Source organism: Pseudomonas sp. HMSC057H01 (genome assembly GCF_001836405.1).
GTDB classification, from domain to species: Bacteria; Pseudomonadota; Gammaproteobacteria; order Pseudomonadales; family Pseudomonadaceae; genus Pseudomonas; species Pseudomonas aeruginosa.
Window position 1 is genome coordinate 89,454 of sequence record NZ_KV828391.1, and the last position, 14,479, is coordinate 103,932.

Genomic DNA, 14,479 nt, shown 5'->3' on the forward strand with positions numbered 1-14,479 from the left:
GCTTCAGTCTCCATCAGGCGTGTTGCGAATTTTCTTATTGCCCCAGCAGGCGCTTCACCGAATCGGCGAGTCCGGCCAGGGCCTGGTTCAGCGAGGTCGCGGGCTGGCCGCGTCCCTGTCCGGCGATGATCACTTTGAACGAGCGCAGCAGCAACGCCGCATGGGCCGCTTCGTCGCGTTCCTCGCCGACGGCCGCGAGCAGCGCCTGCACCGCCGGATTGTCGAGGTTGACGTAGAGCCGGCTCGGCTGGCGATTGTCGAGCTTGCGGGTGAACTGCCGGGCCAGGCGCAACGCCGCGGTGGAGATACGCTTGTCGGCCTCGTCGTCCTCCAGTCGCCGCTTGAGTTCGGCGTCGCGGTCGGGCACCACCACAAGCGGCAATTCCTCGGGGCTGAAGCGGGCGATCACCAGTTGCTCCTCGGCGCCGCCCAGGTGTTCGGCCAGCCAGCCGGTCTCGCGCTCGGGCAGTCGGTCGAGGCGGAACAACTGGCGGTTGCCCTGCTCGGTGCCCAGCTCCACCAGGCGCATCCCCTTGGCCTGCGCCCAGCGACGGAGGAAGGGTACCACCGCATAGCGATTGCCATGGGCCACCGGTACGCCCATGGCACGGAACAGCATTTCCTCGAAGCCGCTGTCGTTGTCCAGCAGCACATGCACCGCTCCGCGCGAAAGGAGTTCGGAAGCCGGGAGGTCGCCCTGGGAGGTGGGTACGCGCAGGCTGTCCATCATCAGCGCGAACAGACGCTCGTCGCACAACGCCGCTCCCAGCAGGGCCTCGTTGTGCCGCAGCAGGACCCGCCGCCAGGCCTCCGGCTGCTGCCGCGCCACCTCGCCGAGCCCGGCGATCAGCGCCTCGGCCAGCGCATGCTGGATCGCCGCGTAATGGTCGTCGCGCTGCAGGTCCTCGCGGCTGGCGGTGGGCGTCAGGCGGTTCGACTCGATCACCCCGCCGACGAACCCGGCCCAGGACGGCAGCAGGTCGCGGGCGTCATCGTCGAGCAGCATGCCGCGGAGGAAAACCGAGAGATTGCGGTTGTCGCTGGTGCCATAGGTGCCGCCGTCCTGGATCCACAGCAGACCCTGCACGTCGACCCGCTCGTCCGGGCGCACCGGCAGGCAGCAGATCGGTTCGAAGTCATGTTCGAAACGCGCGGCGAACTCCAGGTCGCGGCGCTGCCGTTGCAGCGGGTGCAGCGCGGCGTCGGCGGCCAGCCGCCACGGCGGCGGCTCCGGGTTGATCGGCTGGGCGTCGCCGCCGACGTGGATCGGCTCGCGCAACAGCACGCAGTAGCGTTCGAGGATCTCGCGCAGGCGCGCGGCCTGGGTCAGCGCACTGTATTCGTCCTGCAGTTCGAGGGTGATCTCGGTGCCTACCGGGCGTGCCGGCATCGGCGTCACGCTGTATTGCTCGGCGTTGCTGGAGACGTAGCAGAAGCCCAGCTCCGGCTGCTGGTAGGACGTGGTCCGCACGCTGACCCGGCGGGCCAGGACGAAAGCGGAGAGGAAGCCCAGGCCGAACATGCCGATCAGCCCGCTGTCCTCGTGGCCGGACTGGCGCAGTCCACGGGTGTAGCCGACGCCGACGGTGGCCAGGTAGGCGTGGATTTCGTGTTCGGTGAGCCCGGCGCCGGTGTCGACGATGCGCACGGTGTTGCTGGCGCTGTCGCCGATCACCTCGATTCGCGACGGCCCTTGCCAGTCGGGCTGCTCCAGGCGGCGACGGAGGATCGAGTCGTGGGCGTTCTGCACCAGCTCGCGCAACGCCACGGTGGGCGTGGAATAGAGGTGCTTGCTGAGCACCGACATCACGCCGTTGAGGTCAACTCCAGCGCGACGGATCTGGGGAGTGTTCGATTGCGGAAAGCTGCTTTGCATGTCCCTATCCAAGCGTTCGATGAATGGCGTCCGCTCGCACGCGAGCGGTCCGGTGCGGGATTCTGCCACGTTCCGTCACGTTCCTTGTGCAACGGCGTGCCCGCGATGAGCTTCAGGCCGCATGGAAGCGGCCCGGAGTGCAATAGAGCCGCGTCGCGGCGAAATGTTCAACCCTCCAGGCCGATCAATTGTCGCCGGCTGCGCTCGAACCAGTCGAGCAGGTAATCGGCGAGCACCTGGGTGCGCCGCGGCAGGCCGCCCTGGAACGGATGGACGAGGAACATCGGCGTGCTGCGCGTCTGGTAGTCGCGCAGCAACCAGGCCAGGCGGCCGTCGCCCAGTTCGTCGTGGACCATGTATGACGGCAGCCGGGCGATGCCGGTGCCGGCCAGCGCGGCTTTCTTCAACAGGCTGTAGTGGTTGCTGGCGAGAAAGCCGGCAACCCGTACCCGCTCCAGCCGATGGTGGCGGTGATAGAGCCACTCCTCGTGGCCGCTGTAGTGCGAGTTCAGCAGGCACTCGCGCTCGGCCAGCTCGGCCGGGCGTTGCGGCTCGCCATGTCGCGCCAGGTAGGCGGGACTGGCGCAGGTGATTTCCTGCAGGACGAACAGCGGCCGCGCCACCAGCCGGGCGTCCTGCTCGACCCCAGAGCGGATCGCCAGGTCGAAGCCCTCGCCAACCAGGTCGCGCAGGCCGTTGTACAGGTCCAGCTCGACGCGCAGCAGCGGATGGCGTTCCTGGAAGTCCTCCAGCAGCGCGTCGAACAGGGTCTCGCCCAGCGAGACCGGGAGGGTCACCCGCACCCGTCCTTCCGCTCGCTCCTGCAAGCGCGCCACCGCCTGCCGCGCGCGCTCGGCCTGCACCAGCAACGCCTGCGCCTCGGGCAGCAGCGCGGCGCCGGCGGCGGTCAGCGAAAGACGGCGGGTGGTGCGGTGCAAGAGGGTTACGCCGAGCTTCTGCTCGAGGACGCCAATGCGCTTCGACAGTTGGCCCTTGCTGCAACCGAGGCGCTCGGCGGCGCGGGTGAAACTGCCCAGGTCGTGGAGTACGGCGAAGGCGGCGAGATCGTCCAGGTCCTTCACGATTGTTTCCCTATGAAAACGGCAGGTTGTCGATTGACAGGATTATCCACAGCAAAGGCGACTCTACACTGGAAACCACTCACCTTCACGCAACGAGAGGCCTGTATGAAAATCATCCTGATCGGCGCCAGCGGCACCCTTGGCAAGGGCATCGACAAAGAACTCGGCGAGCGCCACGAGATCGTCCGGGTAGGCCACAGCAGCGGCGATTTCCAGGTCGACATCAGCGACGCGGACTCCATTCGCGCCCTGTTCGAGAAGACCGGTCGCTTCGACGCGCTGGTCGCCGCGGTCGGCAAGGTGCACTTCGGCGCCCTGGAGGAAATGGGCGAGGCGCAATACCAGCTCGGCCTGCGCGACAAGCTGATGGGCCAGGTCAACCTGGTACTGCTCGGCCGCGAGTACGCCAACGACGGGGGCTCCTTCACCCTCACCAGCGGCGTGCTCGCCGAGCAGCCGATCCGCTTCGGCAGTTCGGCGAGCATGGTCAACTGCGCCGTCGAGGGCTTCGTCCGCGGCGCAGCCCTGGAGTTGCCGCGCGGCCTGCGCATCAACGCCGTCAGCCCGACCGTGGTCAGCGAGGCGCTGCCCGGCTACGCGCCCTACTTCCGTGGCTTCAAGCCGGTTCCGGCGGCGGACGCCGCGCTGGGCTACGCACGCAGCGTGGAAGGCGCGCAGACCGGCCTGGTGTACCGCATCTGGTAAGCGATATTTCTCAGGAGAGGCGGTCGGCGTAGCAGGTCGGCGAACTGCCCGGCTGCTGGCGGTCCAGCTCTTCCTCGAGGAACTCGGCCAGCACCACGGCATTGTTGTGCTGCTGGTCGTGGGCGCCGTAGAGCAGCGTCAGGGTGCCCTCGCGAGCGCAGTCGAGCAGGCCCCACCAATGTTCCGGGTGCGCCTGCAACTCGGCGCGGTAGTGTTCACGGAAGCTGTCGAAGAGTGCCGGATCGTGGCAGAACTGCTTGCGCACCTCGTTGGAGGGCGCCACGTCCTTCAGCCAGTCGTCCATGGCCAGGGCCTCCTTGCAGATGCCGCGCGGCCACAGCCGGTCCACCAGTACGCGCCGGCCATCGGCGGGAGACGCCGGTTCGTATACACGCTTGCATTGGATCATCGATCGACTCCCTGGTTGCGATGAAGTCCGATCCGGACTTGAGCTAGGCCCGGACGCTCGGTAACGTGGGCGCATTTTCGATGGAGTCTTCCCTATGCGCCCTGCCCGTCTGCTGGTCTACAGCCTGCTCCCCTTGTTCGCCGCCTGCCAGGTGTGGAAGCCCGAATCGCCGAGCACCAGTGTAGACACCCGCTTCCAGGGCGAACTGGTGAAGATCAACGGCGCGCTGCAATTCCGCCCCTGTACCGAGAAGCGCCTGTTCAGCATCGAGGACGTGGCCAATACCGGCCTGCGCCGCGAAGCCGATAGCCTGTTCGACGACGGCGCCCAGGGCCTGTTCGTCGACCTGCGCGGCACCATGGGACCGGCCAAGGTCCGCGGTACCGACGGCAAGCTGGAGGTCAGCCGACTGTACCGCGTGCAGAACGAGGGCCCCGGCTGCGACGACCCGAACTTCAAGCTGCTGACCTTCGCCGCCAATGGCAACGAACCCTTCTGGAGCGCCAGGGTGAACAACCAGGGCCTGCGCCTGGACCGCCCCGAACACGAGACCCTGGCCTTGCCTTACGTCGCCGAGGAACTGCCGAACGGCAGCACCAGCTATTCCAGCGAGGCGAACGGCAAGAAGGTCGAACTGTGGATCGCCCCGTCGTCCTGCACCGACAGCATGAGCGGTGCCTTCAGCAGCTACTCCGCCGAACTGCGCATCGATGGCGAGACGCTGCGCGGCTGCGCCTATCCGGGCGCACTGGGCAAGTGAAGCGAGGGGCCGCGCGACGGCCCTTTCCCTACAAGAGCAATCCGGCCTGCTCCAGGCGCCGCCGCAGCGCCGTCAGGCCGCCCTCGTACTCCCAGTAGGCGACGCGCCCGTGGGAGGCGCTGACCAGCAGGTATTTCTCGCTGATCGACTGGATCCGTTCGATGCGCAGCAGTTTCTCGACGAAGCGTTCCTCGCCGATCTGCTCGACGATTTCCCGGTTGTCCGCGTCGTAGCCGTGGACCATGAAGGCGGTGCGCACCTTGAGGCGGATGAAACTCATCGCACGGCTCTGCGCTGGAGGGAAAGATTGCGATGGCACACCGTCGAGCGCCCCGAGCCGTTCGGCCGCCGCGCCGGATCGGCGTAGGTCTCCAGCTCGACGAAGCCGGCCTTGCGCATCATTCCCGCCGACGCCAGGTTCTCTTCGTGACGATCGATATAGACATCCTCGATGCCTTCGTCGGCCAGTTGGGCCAGCACCGCCTCCAGCAACGCGCTGCCGAGCCCCTGGCCGGCCGCCGCCGGATGCACTACCGCCTCGCAGATGTAGGCCCGCGGCGCATCGGCACGCTGCGGCTGGTAATGGGCGAAATCCTCGGTGCGGCGGAAGCTGGCGAACCCCAGCAGCCGATCGTCGCGCTCGGCCAGGACGGCCCGTACCTCGCCGTCGGCGATGGCTCGCAGATGCGCACGCCCCCCCTCCTCCGGCAGATGGTTCCAGGGATTCGGCCCGTGGCTCAGCAGCAGGTCGGTCATGGCCTCGATATCGCCGGTTTCGGCAGCTCGCAAACGGTGCATATCCACTCCTTCAAAGTCCAACCACCAGCAGCCCGTCGGGCAACGCCACGCCGCGCTCGACGCAGGCAGCCAGCGCCTCGACCAGGGGTTCCAGCGCATAGCCCTGCCTGGCCAGCCAGACCGGATCATAATAGGTGGTCGCATAGCGTTCGCCGCCATCGCAGAGAATCGCCACCAGCGACCCCTTCTCGCCGGCCGCGACCATTTGCCGTGCGGCCACCAGGGCGCCGATCAGGTTGGTTCCGCTGGAGCCGCCGACCCGCCGCCCCAGGCGCCGGGCCAGGTAATGCATGGCCGCCAGCGACCAGGCGTCCGGCACCTTGACCATCGCGTCGATCACTTCCGGCAGGAAGGACGCCTCGACCCGCGGCCGGCCGATGCCCTCGATCCGCGAACCGCAATCCAGGGTCAGGCCACGGTCGCCGCTGACATAGGCGTCGAAGAACACCGAACGCTCGGCGTCGGCGCAGAGTACCCGGGTGCAGTGCTGGCGATAGCGCACGTAGCGGCCGAGGGTCGCCAGGGTGCCGCCGGTACCGGGGCTGGAGATCAGCCAGGTCGGGGTCGGGTACGGCTCGTGGCGCATCTGCTGGAAGATCGACTCGGCGATGTTGTTGTTCGCCCGCCAGTCGGTGGCGCGCTCGGCATAGGTGAACTGGTCCATGAAATGGCCACCGCTCTCCCGCGCCAGGCGTTCGGACTCGGCGTAGATCTGGGTGGGGTCCTCCACCAGGTGGCTCTGGCCGCCGTAGAAGGCGATCTGGGCGATCTTTTCCTTCGAGGTGCTGGCCGGCATCACGGCGATGAAGGGCAGGCCCAGCAGGCGTGCGAAATAGGCTTCGGAAATCGCCGTGGAGCCGCTTGATGCCTCGATCACCGGCGCGGCCGGCCCGAGCCAGCCGTTGCACAGCGCATAGAGGAACAGCGAGCGCGCCAGGCGATGCTTGAGGCTGCCGGTGGGGTGGCTGGACTCGTCCTTGAAGTACAGTTCGACGCCAGGCAGGCCGGGAGTCTCCAGAGGGATCAAATGGGTATCGGCGCTGCGCTGGAAATCCGCTTCGATGATGCGGATCGCCTCACGGGCCCATTGGCGTTGGTCGACGGTCATGGAAACTCCTTCAGTTCAGGACGCCGGCCGGAGGCGGCGGCGGAGCGCTGCGCCACTGGCTGATGGCGACGCCGATGAAGACCAGGCCGGCAGCGAGCATCTGCGGGCCGTTGAGGGTTTCGCCGAGGAACAGCGCGGCGAATACCAGGGTGAAGACCGGGATCAGGTTGATGAAGCCCGAGGCCTGGCTGGCCGGCAGTCGACCGACGCCGAAGTTGTACAGGCCGTAGGCGCCCACCGTGACCACCACGCCGAGATACACCACCGCCTGGATCCCCAGCGCGCTGGGCTGGCTCGGCAGGTCGGCGCTGGCCAGCGCCAGCGGCAGGAAGAACAACGTGCCGACGAAGGCCTGCATGGCGGTCAGGGCGAATGCCGAGTAGCGCGCCGACAGGTGCTTCAGCAACAGGGTATAGCCGGTGGCGCAGAGCATCGCGAGAAGTTCGAAGAAGTTGCCCAGCAGCGGCTGCGGCGCGTGCAGGTCGGGCTCGCCGGCGAGGCTCAGCCAGATCGAACCGAGCACCGCCAGGCCGAAGCCGATCCAGGTCATCCGGCCGATCCGTTCGTGCAGCAGCAACCAGGCCCCCACCGCCACCAGCAACGGCAGCAGCGCGGTGATCATCCCGGCCTGGGCCGCGCTGGTGTATTGCAGGGCGAAGGATTCGCAGAGGAAGTACAGGCAGGGTTCGCAGACGGCCAGGCCGAGCAGGTACTTCCAGTCGCCCGAGCGGTAGTCGATGCGTCCCCGCCAGCGCCAGGCGACGAGGAACACCAGGCTGCCGAGGGCCATGCGACCGAAGATCACCCAGAGCGGCGGCAGTTCGCGGAAAGCGACCTTCAGCACCACGTACGAACTGCCCCACAGCGCCATCGCCAGGATCAGGCAGGCCAGGGCGAACCAGCGCGTCCGAGTCAAGGGAATCTCCACCACGGGCGCCGTCGCGGCGCCGGAAAAAGGACTCCCAGTATAGGCAGCCGACTAGCCGCGCCGACAGGCACAGAAAGCGGGCAAAACTGTTGCGCCGTGCCTCACTGCTCCCAGGGCTTGCCGCGAGTCTTCTTCTCCAGCGGCAACTGCTGCAGCACCGCGGCCTTGGCCAGCATGTAGGCGCTGACCGGAGCGCTGATGAAGAGGAACAGGCTGATCAGCAGCTCATGCAGGCTGATGCCCGCCTGGCGGTTGGAGAAATAGATCAGCGAGGCGACGATCACCCCGCCGACCCCGAGGGTGGTGGCCTTGGTCGGCCCGTGCAGGCGCATGAAGAAGTCCGGCAGGCGGTACAGGCCGATCGCGCCGATCAGGACGAAGGCGCTGCCCAGCAGGAGGAACGCCGAGACGAGGATTTCCACCCACAGGCTCAGGGGTTCGTCAGTCATTCGATGATGTCTCCGCGCAGCATGTATTTGGCCACCGCCACCGTACCGACGAAACCGAGCACCGCGATCAGCAGCGCCGCCTCGAAGAACAGGTCGCTGTCGCGCCAGATGCCGTACAGCACCAGCAGGGCGATGGCGTTCACGTAGAGGGTGTCCAGCGCCAGAGCCCGGTCCGGCAGGCACGGCCCCTTGACCAGGCGCGCCAGGGTCAGCAACAGGGCCAGGCCGAGCAGCGCCAGGCACAGCGGGATCACGTAAGCGAGCATGGGAAGATCTCCTTCAGCGGCGCTTCGTAGCGTTGCTTGATCTCGGCGATCAGCGCCGCCTTGTCCGGCACGTCGAGGCCGTGCACCAGCAGGGTCTTGCGGTCGTCGCTGAGGTCCGACGACACCGACCCCGGGGTCAGCGAGACGATGCTCACCAGCACGCTGATGGCGAGGTCGTTCTCCAGCTCGATCGGCACCTCGACGAAGGCCGGACGCAAGCGCTGGATCGGTCCGAGGGTCAGACGGGCAACCTGGACATTGGCGACGAGGATGTCCCACATCACCAGCACCAGCAGCTTCAACAGCAGCAACGGATGCCACTCCTGGCTGCGCCCGACCAGCAGGCGGTTGGTCAGCAGCGGAATGCACACGCCGAGGAAGGCGCCGAGCAGCCAGTGGCCGATGGCGAAGGAATCCACCAGCAGCAACCAGACCAGCAACAGCAGGACACTAAGCACGGGATGAGGCAATACGCGAAGAAGCGGACGCGGCAACGAACGGCTGATCATGCGGCACCTCCGCGGGTGATGATCTGGCGATACAGGTCGAGGTCGTGCAACTGCGCCGCGGTGGCCTGGACGTAGGCCAGCAGCGGCTTCGCAGCGAACACCAGCAACGGGCCGGCGGAGAGCAACAGGATGCAGGCGAACAAGCGGCCGAGGTCCAGTTCGGCGCTACCGAGCACGGTATGCCCGGTGCGCCAGAACAGCGTGCTGCCGGCCCGGCTCAACGCCACCAGCGCCACCAGGCCACTGCCCAGTACCACGCTCCACAGGGCCAGCGCCTGGCTGCCGGGAGCGACCGACTGCAAAAGCATGATCTTGCCGAAGAACCCCGACAATGGCGGCAGACCGGCGACGGCGATGGCACCGATGAAGAAGGCCCCGCCGAGCAACCGAGGGTTCTGCAACGCCGGGCCCTGGACCAGGTCGCCGGCCTTGTCGCCGCGCTGGCGGGCGACCAGGTCGGCGAGCAGGAACAGGCCACCGGCGATCCAGGTACTGTGCAGCAGGTAGTACAGCGACGCCGCCAGCGCCCGCTCGCTGCCCAACGCCACGCCAGCCAGGAGGGTTCCGGCGGAGACCACCACCAGGTAGGCCAGCAGGCCTTGCAGGGTCCGCGCCGCCAAGGCACCGATCGCGCCCAGGCCGAGGGTCGCCAGGGCCAGCGGCCAGAGCCAGGCCTGCGCCAGGTTGGCCAGCTCGCCGGCGGCCTCACCGAAGACCAGCGTGTAGACCCGCAGGATCGAGTAGATGCCGACCTTGGTCATGATCGCGAACAGCGCCGCCACCGGCGCGCTGGCCGCGGCATAGGCGCGCGGCAGCCAGAAGTACAGCGGCAACAGCGCCGCCTTCAGGGCGAACACCACCAGCAGCAGGAGCCCGGCAGCCGCCAGCAGCGGCGCGCGCTCGGCATCGGCCATGGCGATCTTCTGCGCCATGTCGGCCATGTTCAGGGTGCCGGTGAGGCCATACAGGGTACCCACGGCGATCAGGAAGAACGCCGAGCCGACCAGGTTGAGGATCACGTAGTGCAGGCCCGAGCGCACCCGCTCCGCGCCGCCGCCATATAGGAGCAGCGCGTAGGAGGCGATCAGGAGTATCTCGAAGAACACGAACAGGTTGAACAGGTCGCCGGTCAGGAAGGCGCCGTTGATACCGAGCAGCTGGAACTGGAACAACGCGTGGAAATGCTTGCCCAGGCGGTCGTCGCCACGCAGCGCGTAGATCAGCGCGGCGCTGCCGAGCACCGCGGTGGCCAGCAGCATCAGGGCGGCGAGACGATCGAGCATGAGCACAATGCCGAACGGCGCCGCCCAGTTGCCCAGGGCATAGACGCTCAGGTCGCCGCTGGCGGCCGTGCGCATCAGCAACAGACTCAATGGGATCAGCGCCAGCGCCGCGAGCAACGACAAGCCGCGCCGCCAGCGCTCGGCCAGCGGCAACAGCAACAGGCTGCCGGCAAACAGGGGGAGCAGGATCGGCAGGATCAGCCAATGGCTCATGGGCGCGGCTCCTCCTCGTCCGGGCGTCCATCTACGTGGTCGCTGCCGAGGTCGCCGAGGCCACGCAGGGCCAGGACCACGACGAAGGCGGTCATGGCGAAGCCGATGACGATGGCGGTCAGCACCAGCGCCTGCGGCAGCGGGTCGCCATACTCCCCGGGAGTGCCGATCACCGCGACGCTGCCGCCGAGCCGGCCCATGGCGAACAGGAACAGGTTGACCGCGTAGGAGATCAGCGTGAGACCGAGCACCACCGGGAAAGTCCTCGCCCGCAGCAGCAGGTAGACGCCGCTGGCGGTGAGCAGGCCGAGGGTGATGGCGAACAGGGCTTCCATCAGAGCGCCTCCTCTTGTGCGACGGGTTCAGGCATCAGGCTGAGCTTGCCGAGGTAGGACAGGATCAGCAGCGCGGCACCGACCACGGTGAGGTACACGCCGAGGTCGAACAGCATCGCCGTGGCCAGCTCGATCTCGCCGATCAGCGGCAACTCGAAGTGGCCGAACGCAGAAGTCAGGAACGGATAGCCGAACAGCCAGCTGCCGAGCCCGGTGAGCCCGGCGATCAGCACTCCGGCGCCAGCCATGGCCGCATAGTTCAGCGGCAGGCGCTGCTCGACCCACTGCGAGCCGCTGGCGATGTACTGCAGCACCAGGGCGATGGCAGTCACCAGGCCGGCGATGAAACCTCCGCCCGGCAGGTTGTGGCCGCGCAGGAAGATGAACACCGAGATCAGCAACGCCAGCGGCAGCAGCACCCGCGACAGGGTTTCCAGGATCAGCGGGTGCTTGGCGTGGGCCCAGTTGCGACCCTGCGGGTCGCAGGTCGGCTTGTGCAGGGCGAAACCGGCGAGCATCGCGTAGATGCCGACGCCGGCGATCGCCAGCACGCTGATCTCGCCGAGGGTATCGAAACCACGGAAGTCCACCAGGATGACGTTGACCACGTTGTAGCCGCCGCCCCCAGAGACGCTGTTCTCGACGAAGAATCCGGCGATGCTCTCGTAGGGCCGGGTCAGCACCGCGTAGGCCAGCAGCGCCACCAGCATGCCGACCCCGCCGGCCAGCGCCACGTCGCGCAAGCCGCGCAGGCTGGAGGACTCCGCCGGAGTGCGCGAGGGCAGGAAATACAGCGCCAGCATCAGCAGGACCATGGTCACCACTTCCACCGACAGTTGGGTCAGCGCCAGGTCCGGGGCCGAGAAGCGAGCGAAGGCCAGGGCCACCAGCAGGCCGGCGACGCTGAGGATCAATAGCGCGACCAGGCGCATGCGATGGAACAGCGCCGTGGCCAGGCCGCTGAAGGCCAGCACCAGCATGCCCAGGGCGGTGATACCGTCCAGCGGGGTCAGCCCGCGCGAGCCGGTCAGCCTCGCCAGCGGCGCCAGCTCGACCGCCACCACGACCAGCGCCGCGCCCAGCAGCCAGGCCAGGTAGCGCTGCAGCGACCCGTTCTCCAGCCAGGCGGTCAGGCGCGCGGCCAGGGCCACCACACGTTGCACCTGCTGCTCGAAGACCAGCTTGGCGTCCACCTCCGGCAATCCGGCATACCAGTTGAACAGCGGCTTGCGCAGGACATAGACCAGCACACCGCCAACCAGCGCCACCACGCTCATCAGCAATGGCAGGTTGAAACCGTGCCAGATCGCCAGGCTGTATTCCGGCAGTTGCCCGCCAAGGCTGGCACTGGCGGCGGCGGCCAGCAGCGGCGCCACGGTGTAGGCCGGCAGCATGCCGACCAACAGGCAGAGGAACACCAGGATCTCCACCGGTACCTTCATGTAGCGCGGCGGCTCGTGGGGCGGGAACTTCGGCAACCGGGCCGGCTCGCCGTTGAAGAACACGTCGTGGATGAAACGCAGCGAATAGGCCACCGAGAACACCCCGGCCAGGGTCGCCACCGCCGGCACCAGCCAGTTGAAGCTGCCCAGCAGGTTCTGGCTGAGGGTTTCGCCGAAGAACATCTCCTTGCTGAGGAAGCCGTTCAGCAGCGGCACCCCGGCCATCGCCAGGGAGGCGACGATGGCCAGCACCGCGGTATGCGGCAGGTACTTCCACATCCCGTTGATCAGGCGCATGTCGCGACTGCCGGTCTCGTGGTCGATGATCCCGGCGGCCATGAACAGCGAGGCCTTGAAGGTCGCGTGGTTGATGATGTGGAACACCGCGGCGACGTTCGACAGCGGGGAGTCGAGGCCGAACAGCAGGGTGATCAGGCCCAGGTGGCTGATCGTCGAGTAGGCCAGCAGCCCCTTCAGGTCATGCTGGAACAGTGCCATGCCGGCGCCCAGCAACAGCGTTACCAGGCCGCTCAGGCTGACCAGGTAGAAGAACCACTCGGTGCCGGCCAGCGCCGGATACAGCCGGGCCAGCAGGAACACGCCGGCCTTGACCATGGTCGCCGAGTGCAGGTACGCGGAAACCGGGGTCGGCGCCGCCATCGCGTGGGGCAGCCAGAAATGGAAGGGGAACTGCGCCGACTTGGTGAACACGCCGAGCAGGATCAGGATCAGTACCAGCGGATACAGGGCGTGGGCGCGGATCAGCTCGCCAGCCGCGAGGACCTCGGTGAGTTCGAAGCTGCCGGCGATGTGGCCGAGCAGCAGCACCCCGGCCAGCAGCGCCAGGCCGCCCCCTCCGGTAACGGTCAGGGCCATCCTCGCACCCTTGCGGGCGTCGGAACGGCTGCCCCAGAAGCCGATGAGCAGGAACGAGGACAGGCTGGTCAGCTCCCAGAAGAGCATCATCAGCAAGAGATTTTCCGCGAGCACCACGCCGAGCATGGAGCCCATGAACAGCAGCAGGAAAGCGAAGAAACGCCCCATCGGCTCCTGTTCGGAGAGGTAGTAGCGGGCGTAGAGGATCACCAGTAGGCCGATGCCGAGGATCAGCAGGGCGAAGAGGAAACCGAGGCCGTCCAGGCGCAGGCTGAGGTTGATGCCGATTTCCGGCAGCCAGGAATAGCTGGCGGTCAGGGTCTGCCCGGCGAACACCGTGCCGCGCTGCCCGAGCAACAGGACCAGGCCGATCAGCGGCGCCACGCCGGCGGACGCCGCGCACAAGGTGCGGCCGCCACGCTCGGCGAGCAGGGGCAACAACGCCCCCATGAACGGCAGCGCGATGATCAGCGCCAGAATCATGGGCTACTCCTCTTCGGTGGCGGAGCCCCCGGCATGCCTGGCCGGCGGTGCTTCCCCGCGGTTGTCGGTGCGCGGCCGGATCGCCAGCAGCTCGAAGCCCCGCCCGCCACCGGCAGGCGCGGCGCAACGGAGCTGCGATTATCGCAATCTATCGAACGAACGTCATGGATTGAATTATTACAAAATTCAGGCGTTCCGACTGCCGGAAAGCCGAAAAAAACTCTGCAACGGCAACGACTTGAAGCTTAGCAAGACAACCCCGACAGTGGCTCGGCGACACAACGAAAACGGCCGGCGAAGTGCCGGCCGTGGGACAACGAGGGAAGAATCAGTGAGCGACGCGGCTGGTGCCGTTGACGGTCAGGATGCGCACGCGCTCGCCGACGCGGAAGATCTGGCCCTGGTCGACCTGCTGGACGTAGGCGCGGGTGCTGCCGTCGTCTTCGCGCACGGTGATCTCGACGCCCTGGGTGCGCGTCAGGCCTTCTTCGGTAGCCGCGCCCAGCAGACCGCCAGCGACCGCGCCAATGATGGCCGCGACGTAGCTGCCCTTGCCGCCGCCCACCGCGCTGCCGGCGACACCGCCGACGCCGGCACCGGCGATGGAACCGATCGGGGTCTTGGTGCCTTCGATCTTGACCGGGCGCAAGGCCTGGATGGTGCCCATGCGTACAGTCTGCACGGTACGGGCTTCCTCACGGCTGTAGGTATCGCCGGTGAGGCTGGATTGGCAGCCGCCAAGAGCCAGGGCCATGGCGGTGAAGGAAGCAACGATCAAGGCAGACTTGCGCATAACGGCATCTCCGAAAGGGATAACTGACGAATATTAGACTCTCCCGCAGCCGCTCCTGTCACCTGGCCGGCGCGAGATAATCGAATCGATTCAGCAATGGTACAGGTTCGTTCAGTTTCGACCGAACCCTCCCGCTTTCATCGGCGGAACCGATCGGCTAGGGT

Annotated in this window: 16 protein-coding genes; 2 read left to right on the forward strand and 14 right to left on the reverse strand. The window is 67.2% G+C overall.

What is annotated here, in order from left to right:
- Positions 1-34: 34 nt before the first annotated feature.
- Positions 35-1,945, reverse strand: a complete 1,911-nt coding sequence (locus tag HMPREF2581_RS04270) for an ATP-binding protein (protein ID WP_003140603.1) — start codon at positions 1,943-1,945, stop codon at positions 35-37.
- 98 nt (positions 1,946-2,043) lie between these two features.
- A complete protein-coding gene (locus tag HMPREF2581_RS04275; RefSeq protein WP_003082110.1) occupies positions 2,044-2,958 on the reverse strand; it encodes a LysR family transcriptional regulator in 915 nt (304 codons plus the stop codon).
- A 105-nt stretch (positions 2,959-3,063) separates the two neighbouring features.
- On the opposite strand from HMPREF2581_RS04275, the gene HMPREF2581_RS04280 reads away from it, so the two are divergent.
- Positions 3,064-3,663 (forward strand): short chain dehydrogenase, encoded by a 600-nt coding sequence (locus HMPREF2581_RS04280; RefSeq protein WP_016254126.1) that lies wholly within the window; start codon positions 3,064-3,066, stop codon positions 3,661-3,663.
- A 10-nt stretch (positions 3,664-3,673) separates the two neighbouring features.
- Here the strand turns inward: HMPREF2581_RS04280 and HMPREF2581_RS04285 are convergent, their stop codons facing one another.
- On the reverse strand, positions 3,674-4,072 hold the full coding sequence (locus tag HMPREF2581_RS04285) for a DUF488 domain-containing protein (protein WP_016254125.1): 399 nt from the start codon (positions 4,070-4,072) through the stop codon (positions 3,674-3,676).
- Between the two features lie 94 nt (positions 4,073-4,166).
- Between HMPREF2581_RS04285 and HMPREF2581_RS04290 the strand changes: the two genes are divergently transcribed.
- Positions 4,167-4,832, forward strand: a complete 666-nt coding sequence (locus tag HMPREF2581_RS04290; protein WP_003082099.1) for a COG3650 family protein — start codon at positions 4,167-4,169, stop codon at positions 4,830-4,832.
- A 28-nt stretch (positions 4,833-4,860) separates the two neighbouring features.
- Here HMPREF2581_RS04290 and HMPREF2581_RS04295 read toward each other — a convergent pair whose 3' ends face one another.
- The 11 genes from HMPREF2581_RS04295 to HMPREF2581_RS04345 all read right to left on the reverse strand — a co-directional run bounded on the left by HMPREF2581_RS04295 (position 4,861) and on the right by HMPREF2581_RS04345 (position 14,315).
- Complete coding sequence (locus HMPREF2581_RS04295) at positions 4,861-5,112, reverse strand: hypothetical protein (RefSeq protein ID WP_003140605.1); 252 nt, start codon at positions 5,110-5,112, stop codon at positions 4,861-4,863.
- Complete coding sequence (locus HMPREF2581_RS04300; RefSeq protein WP_003140606.1) at positions 5,109-5,630, reverse strand: GNAT family N-acetyltransferase; 522 nt, start codon at positions 5,628-5,630, stop codon at positions 5,109-5,111. Before HMPREF2581_RS04300 ends, HMPREF2581_RS04295 begins: the two co-directional genes overlap by 4 nt.
- 10 nt (positions 5,631-5,640) lie before the next feature.
- On the reverse strand, positions 5,641-6,738 hold the full coding sequence (locus HMPREF2581_RS04305; protein ID WP_003140608.1) for a PLP-dependent cysteine synthase family protein: 1,098 nt from the start codon (positions 6,736-6,738) through the stop codon (positions 5,641-5,643).
- A gap of 10 nt (positions 6,739-6,748) precedes the next feature.
- Positions 6,749-7,654, reverse strand: coding sequence for a DMT family transporter (locus HMPREF2581_RS04310; RefSeq protein ID WP_003140610.1), 906 nt, complete (start codon positions 7,652-7,654; stop codon positions 6,749-6,751).
- Between the two features lie 113 nt (positions 7,655-7,767).
- Complete coding sequence (locus HMPREF2581_RS04315) at positions 7,768-8,115, reverse strand: Na+/H+ antiporter subunit G (RefSeq protein WP_003140612.1); 348 nt, start codon at positions 8,113-8,115, stop codon at positions 7,768-7,770.
- The gene (locus HMPREF2581_RS04320) at positions 8,112-8,381 is read right to left on the reverse strand and encodes a K+/H+ antiporter subunit F (RefSeq protein WP_003082079.1); all 270 of its coding nucleotides are present in this window, start codon (positions 8,379-8,381) and stop codon (positions 8,112-8,114) included. The genes HMPREF2581_RS04315 and HMPREF2581_RS04320 overlap by 4 nt, the downstream gene beginning before the upstream one ends.
- Entirely contained in the window at positions 8,366-8,890 is a 525-nt protein-coding gene (locus HMPREF2581_RS04325; protein ID WP_003086371.1) for a Na+/H+ antiporter subunit E, read from the reverse strand. The genes HMPREF2581_RS04320 and HMPREF2581_RS04325 overlap by 16 nt, the downstream gene beginning before the upstream one ends.
- A complete protein-coding gene (locus HMPREF2581_RS04330) occupies positions 8,887-10,386 on the reverse strand; it encodes a monovalent cation/H+ antiporter subunit D (protein WP_003140614.1) in 1,500 nt (499 codons plus the stop codon). Before HMPREF2581_RS04330 ends, HMPREF2581_RS04325 begins: the two co-directional genes overlap by 4 nt.
- Positions 10,383-10,721 (reverse strand): Na+/H+ antiporter subunit C, encoded by a 339-nt coding sequence (locus tag HMPREF2581_RS04335; RefSeq protein WP_003082068.1) that lies wholly within the window; start codon positions 10,719-10,721, stop codon positions 10,383-10,385. Before HMPREF2581_RS04335 ends, HMPREF2581_RS04330 begins: the two co-directional genes overlap by 4 nt.
- Positions 10,721-13,522, reverse strand: coding sequence for a monovalent cation/H+ antiporter subunit A (locus HMPREF2581_RS04340; protein WP_003108684.1), 2,802 nt, complete (start codon positions 13,520-13,522; stop codon positions 10,721-10,723). Before HMPREF2581_RS04340 ends, HMPREF2581_RS04335 begins: the two co-directional genes overlap by 1 nt.
- Positions 13,523-13,850: 328 nt before the next feature.
- A complete protein-coding gene (locus HMPREF2581_RS04345) occupies positions 13,851-14,315 on the reverse strand; it encodes an outer membrane lipoprotein (protein ID WP_003082056.1) in 465 nt (154 codons plus the stop codon).
- Positions 14,316-14,479 lie beyond the last annotated feature (164 nt).

What these genes read in the sequence shown, in the direction of transcription:
- HMPREF2581_RS04280 (WP_016254126.1), top strand. Translation starts at nt 3,064, where the DNA reads ATGAAAATCATCCTGATCGGCGCCAGCGGCACCCTTGGCAAGGGCATC.
- HMPREF2581_RS04285 (WP_016254125.1), bottom strand. Translation starts at nt 4,072, where the DNA reads ATGATCCAATGCAAGCGTGTATACGAACCGGCGTCTCCCGCCGATGGC.
- HMPREF2581_RS04290 (WP_003082099.1), top strand. Translation starts at nt 4,167, where the DNA reads ATGCGCCCTGCCCGTCTGCTGGTCTACAGCCTGCTCCCCTTGTTCGCC.
- HMPREF2581_RS04295 (WP_003140605.1), bottom strand. Translation starts at nt 5,112, where the DNA reads ATGAGTTTCATCCGCCTCAAGGTGCGCACCGCCTTCATGGTCCACGGC.
- HMPREF2581_RS04300 (WP_003140606.1), bottom strand. Translation starts at nt 5,630, where the DNA reads ATGCACCGTTTGCGAGCTGCCGAAACCGGCGATATCGAGGCCATGACC.
- HMPREF2581_RS04305 (WP_003140608.1), bottom strand. Translation starts at nt 6,738, where the DNA reads ATGACCGTCGACCAACGCCAATGGGCCCGTGAGGCGATCCGCATCATC.
- HMPREF2581_RS04315 (WP_003140612.1), bottom strand. Translation starts at nt 8,115, where the DNA reads ATGACTGACGAACCCCTGAGCCTGTGGGTGGAAATCCTCGTCTCGGCG.
- HMPREF2581_RS04320 (WP_003082079.1), bottom strand. Translation starts at nt 8,381, where the DNA reads ATGCTCGCTTACGTGATCCCGCTGTGCCTGGCGCTGCTCGGCCTGGCC.
- HMPREF2581_RS04325 (WP_003086371.1), bottom strand. Translation starts at nt 8,890, where the DNA reads ATGATCAGCCGTTCGTTGCCGCGTCCGCTTCTTCGCGTATTGCCTCAT.
- HMPREF2581_RS04330 (WP_003140614.1), bottom strand. Translation starts at nt 10,386, where the DNA reads ATGAGCCATTGGCTGATCCTGCCGATCCTGCTCCCCCTGTTTGCCGGC.
- HMPREF2581_RS04335 (WP_003082068.1), bottom strand. Translation starts at nt 10,721, where the DNA reads ATGGAAGCCCTGTTCGCCATCACCCTCGGCCTGCTCACCGCCAGCGGC.
- HMPREF2581_RS04340 (WP_003108684.1), bottom strand. Translation starts at nt 13,522, where the DNA reads ATGATTCTGGCGCTGATCATCGCGCTGCCGTTCATGGGGGCGTTGTTG.
- HMPREF2581_RS04345 (WP_003082056.1), bottom strand. Translation starts at nt 14,315, where the DNA reads ATGCGCAAGTCTGCCTTGATCGTTGCTTCCTTCACCGCCATGGCCCTG.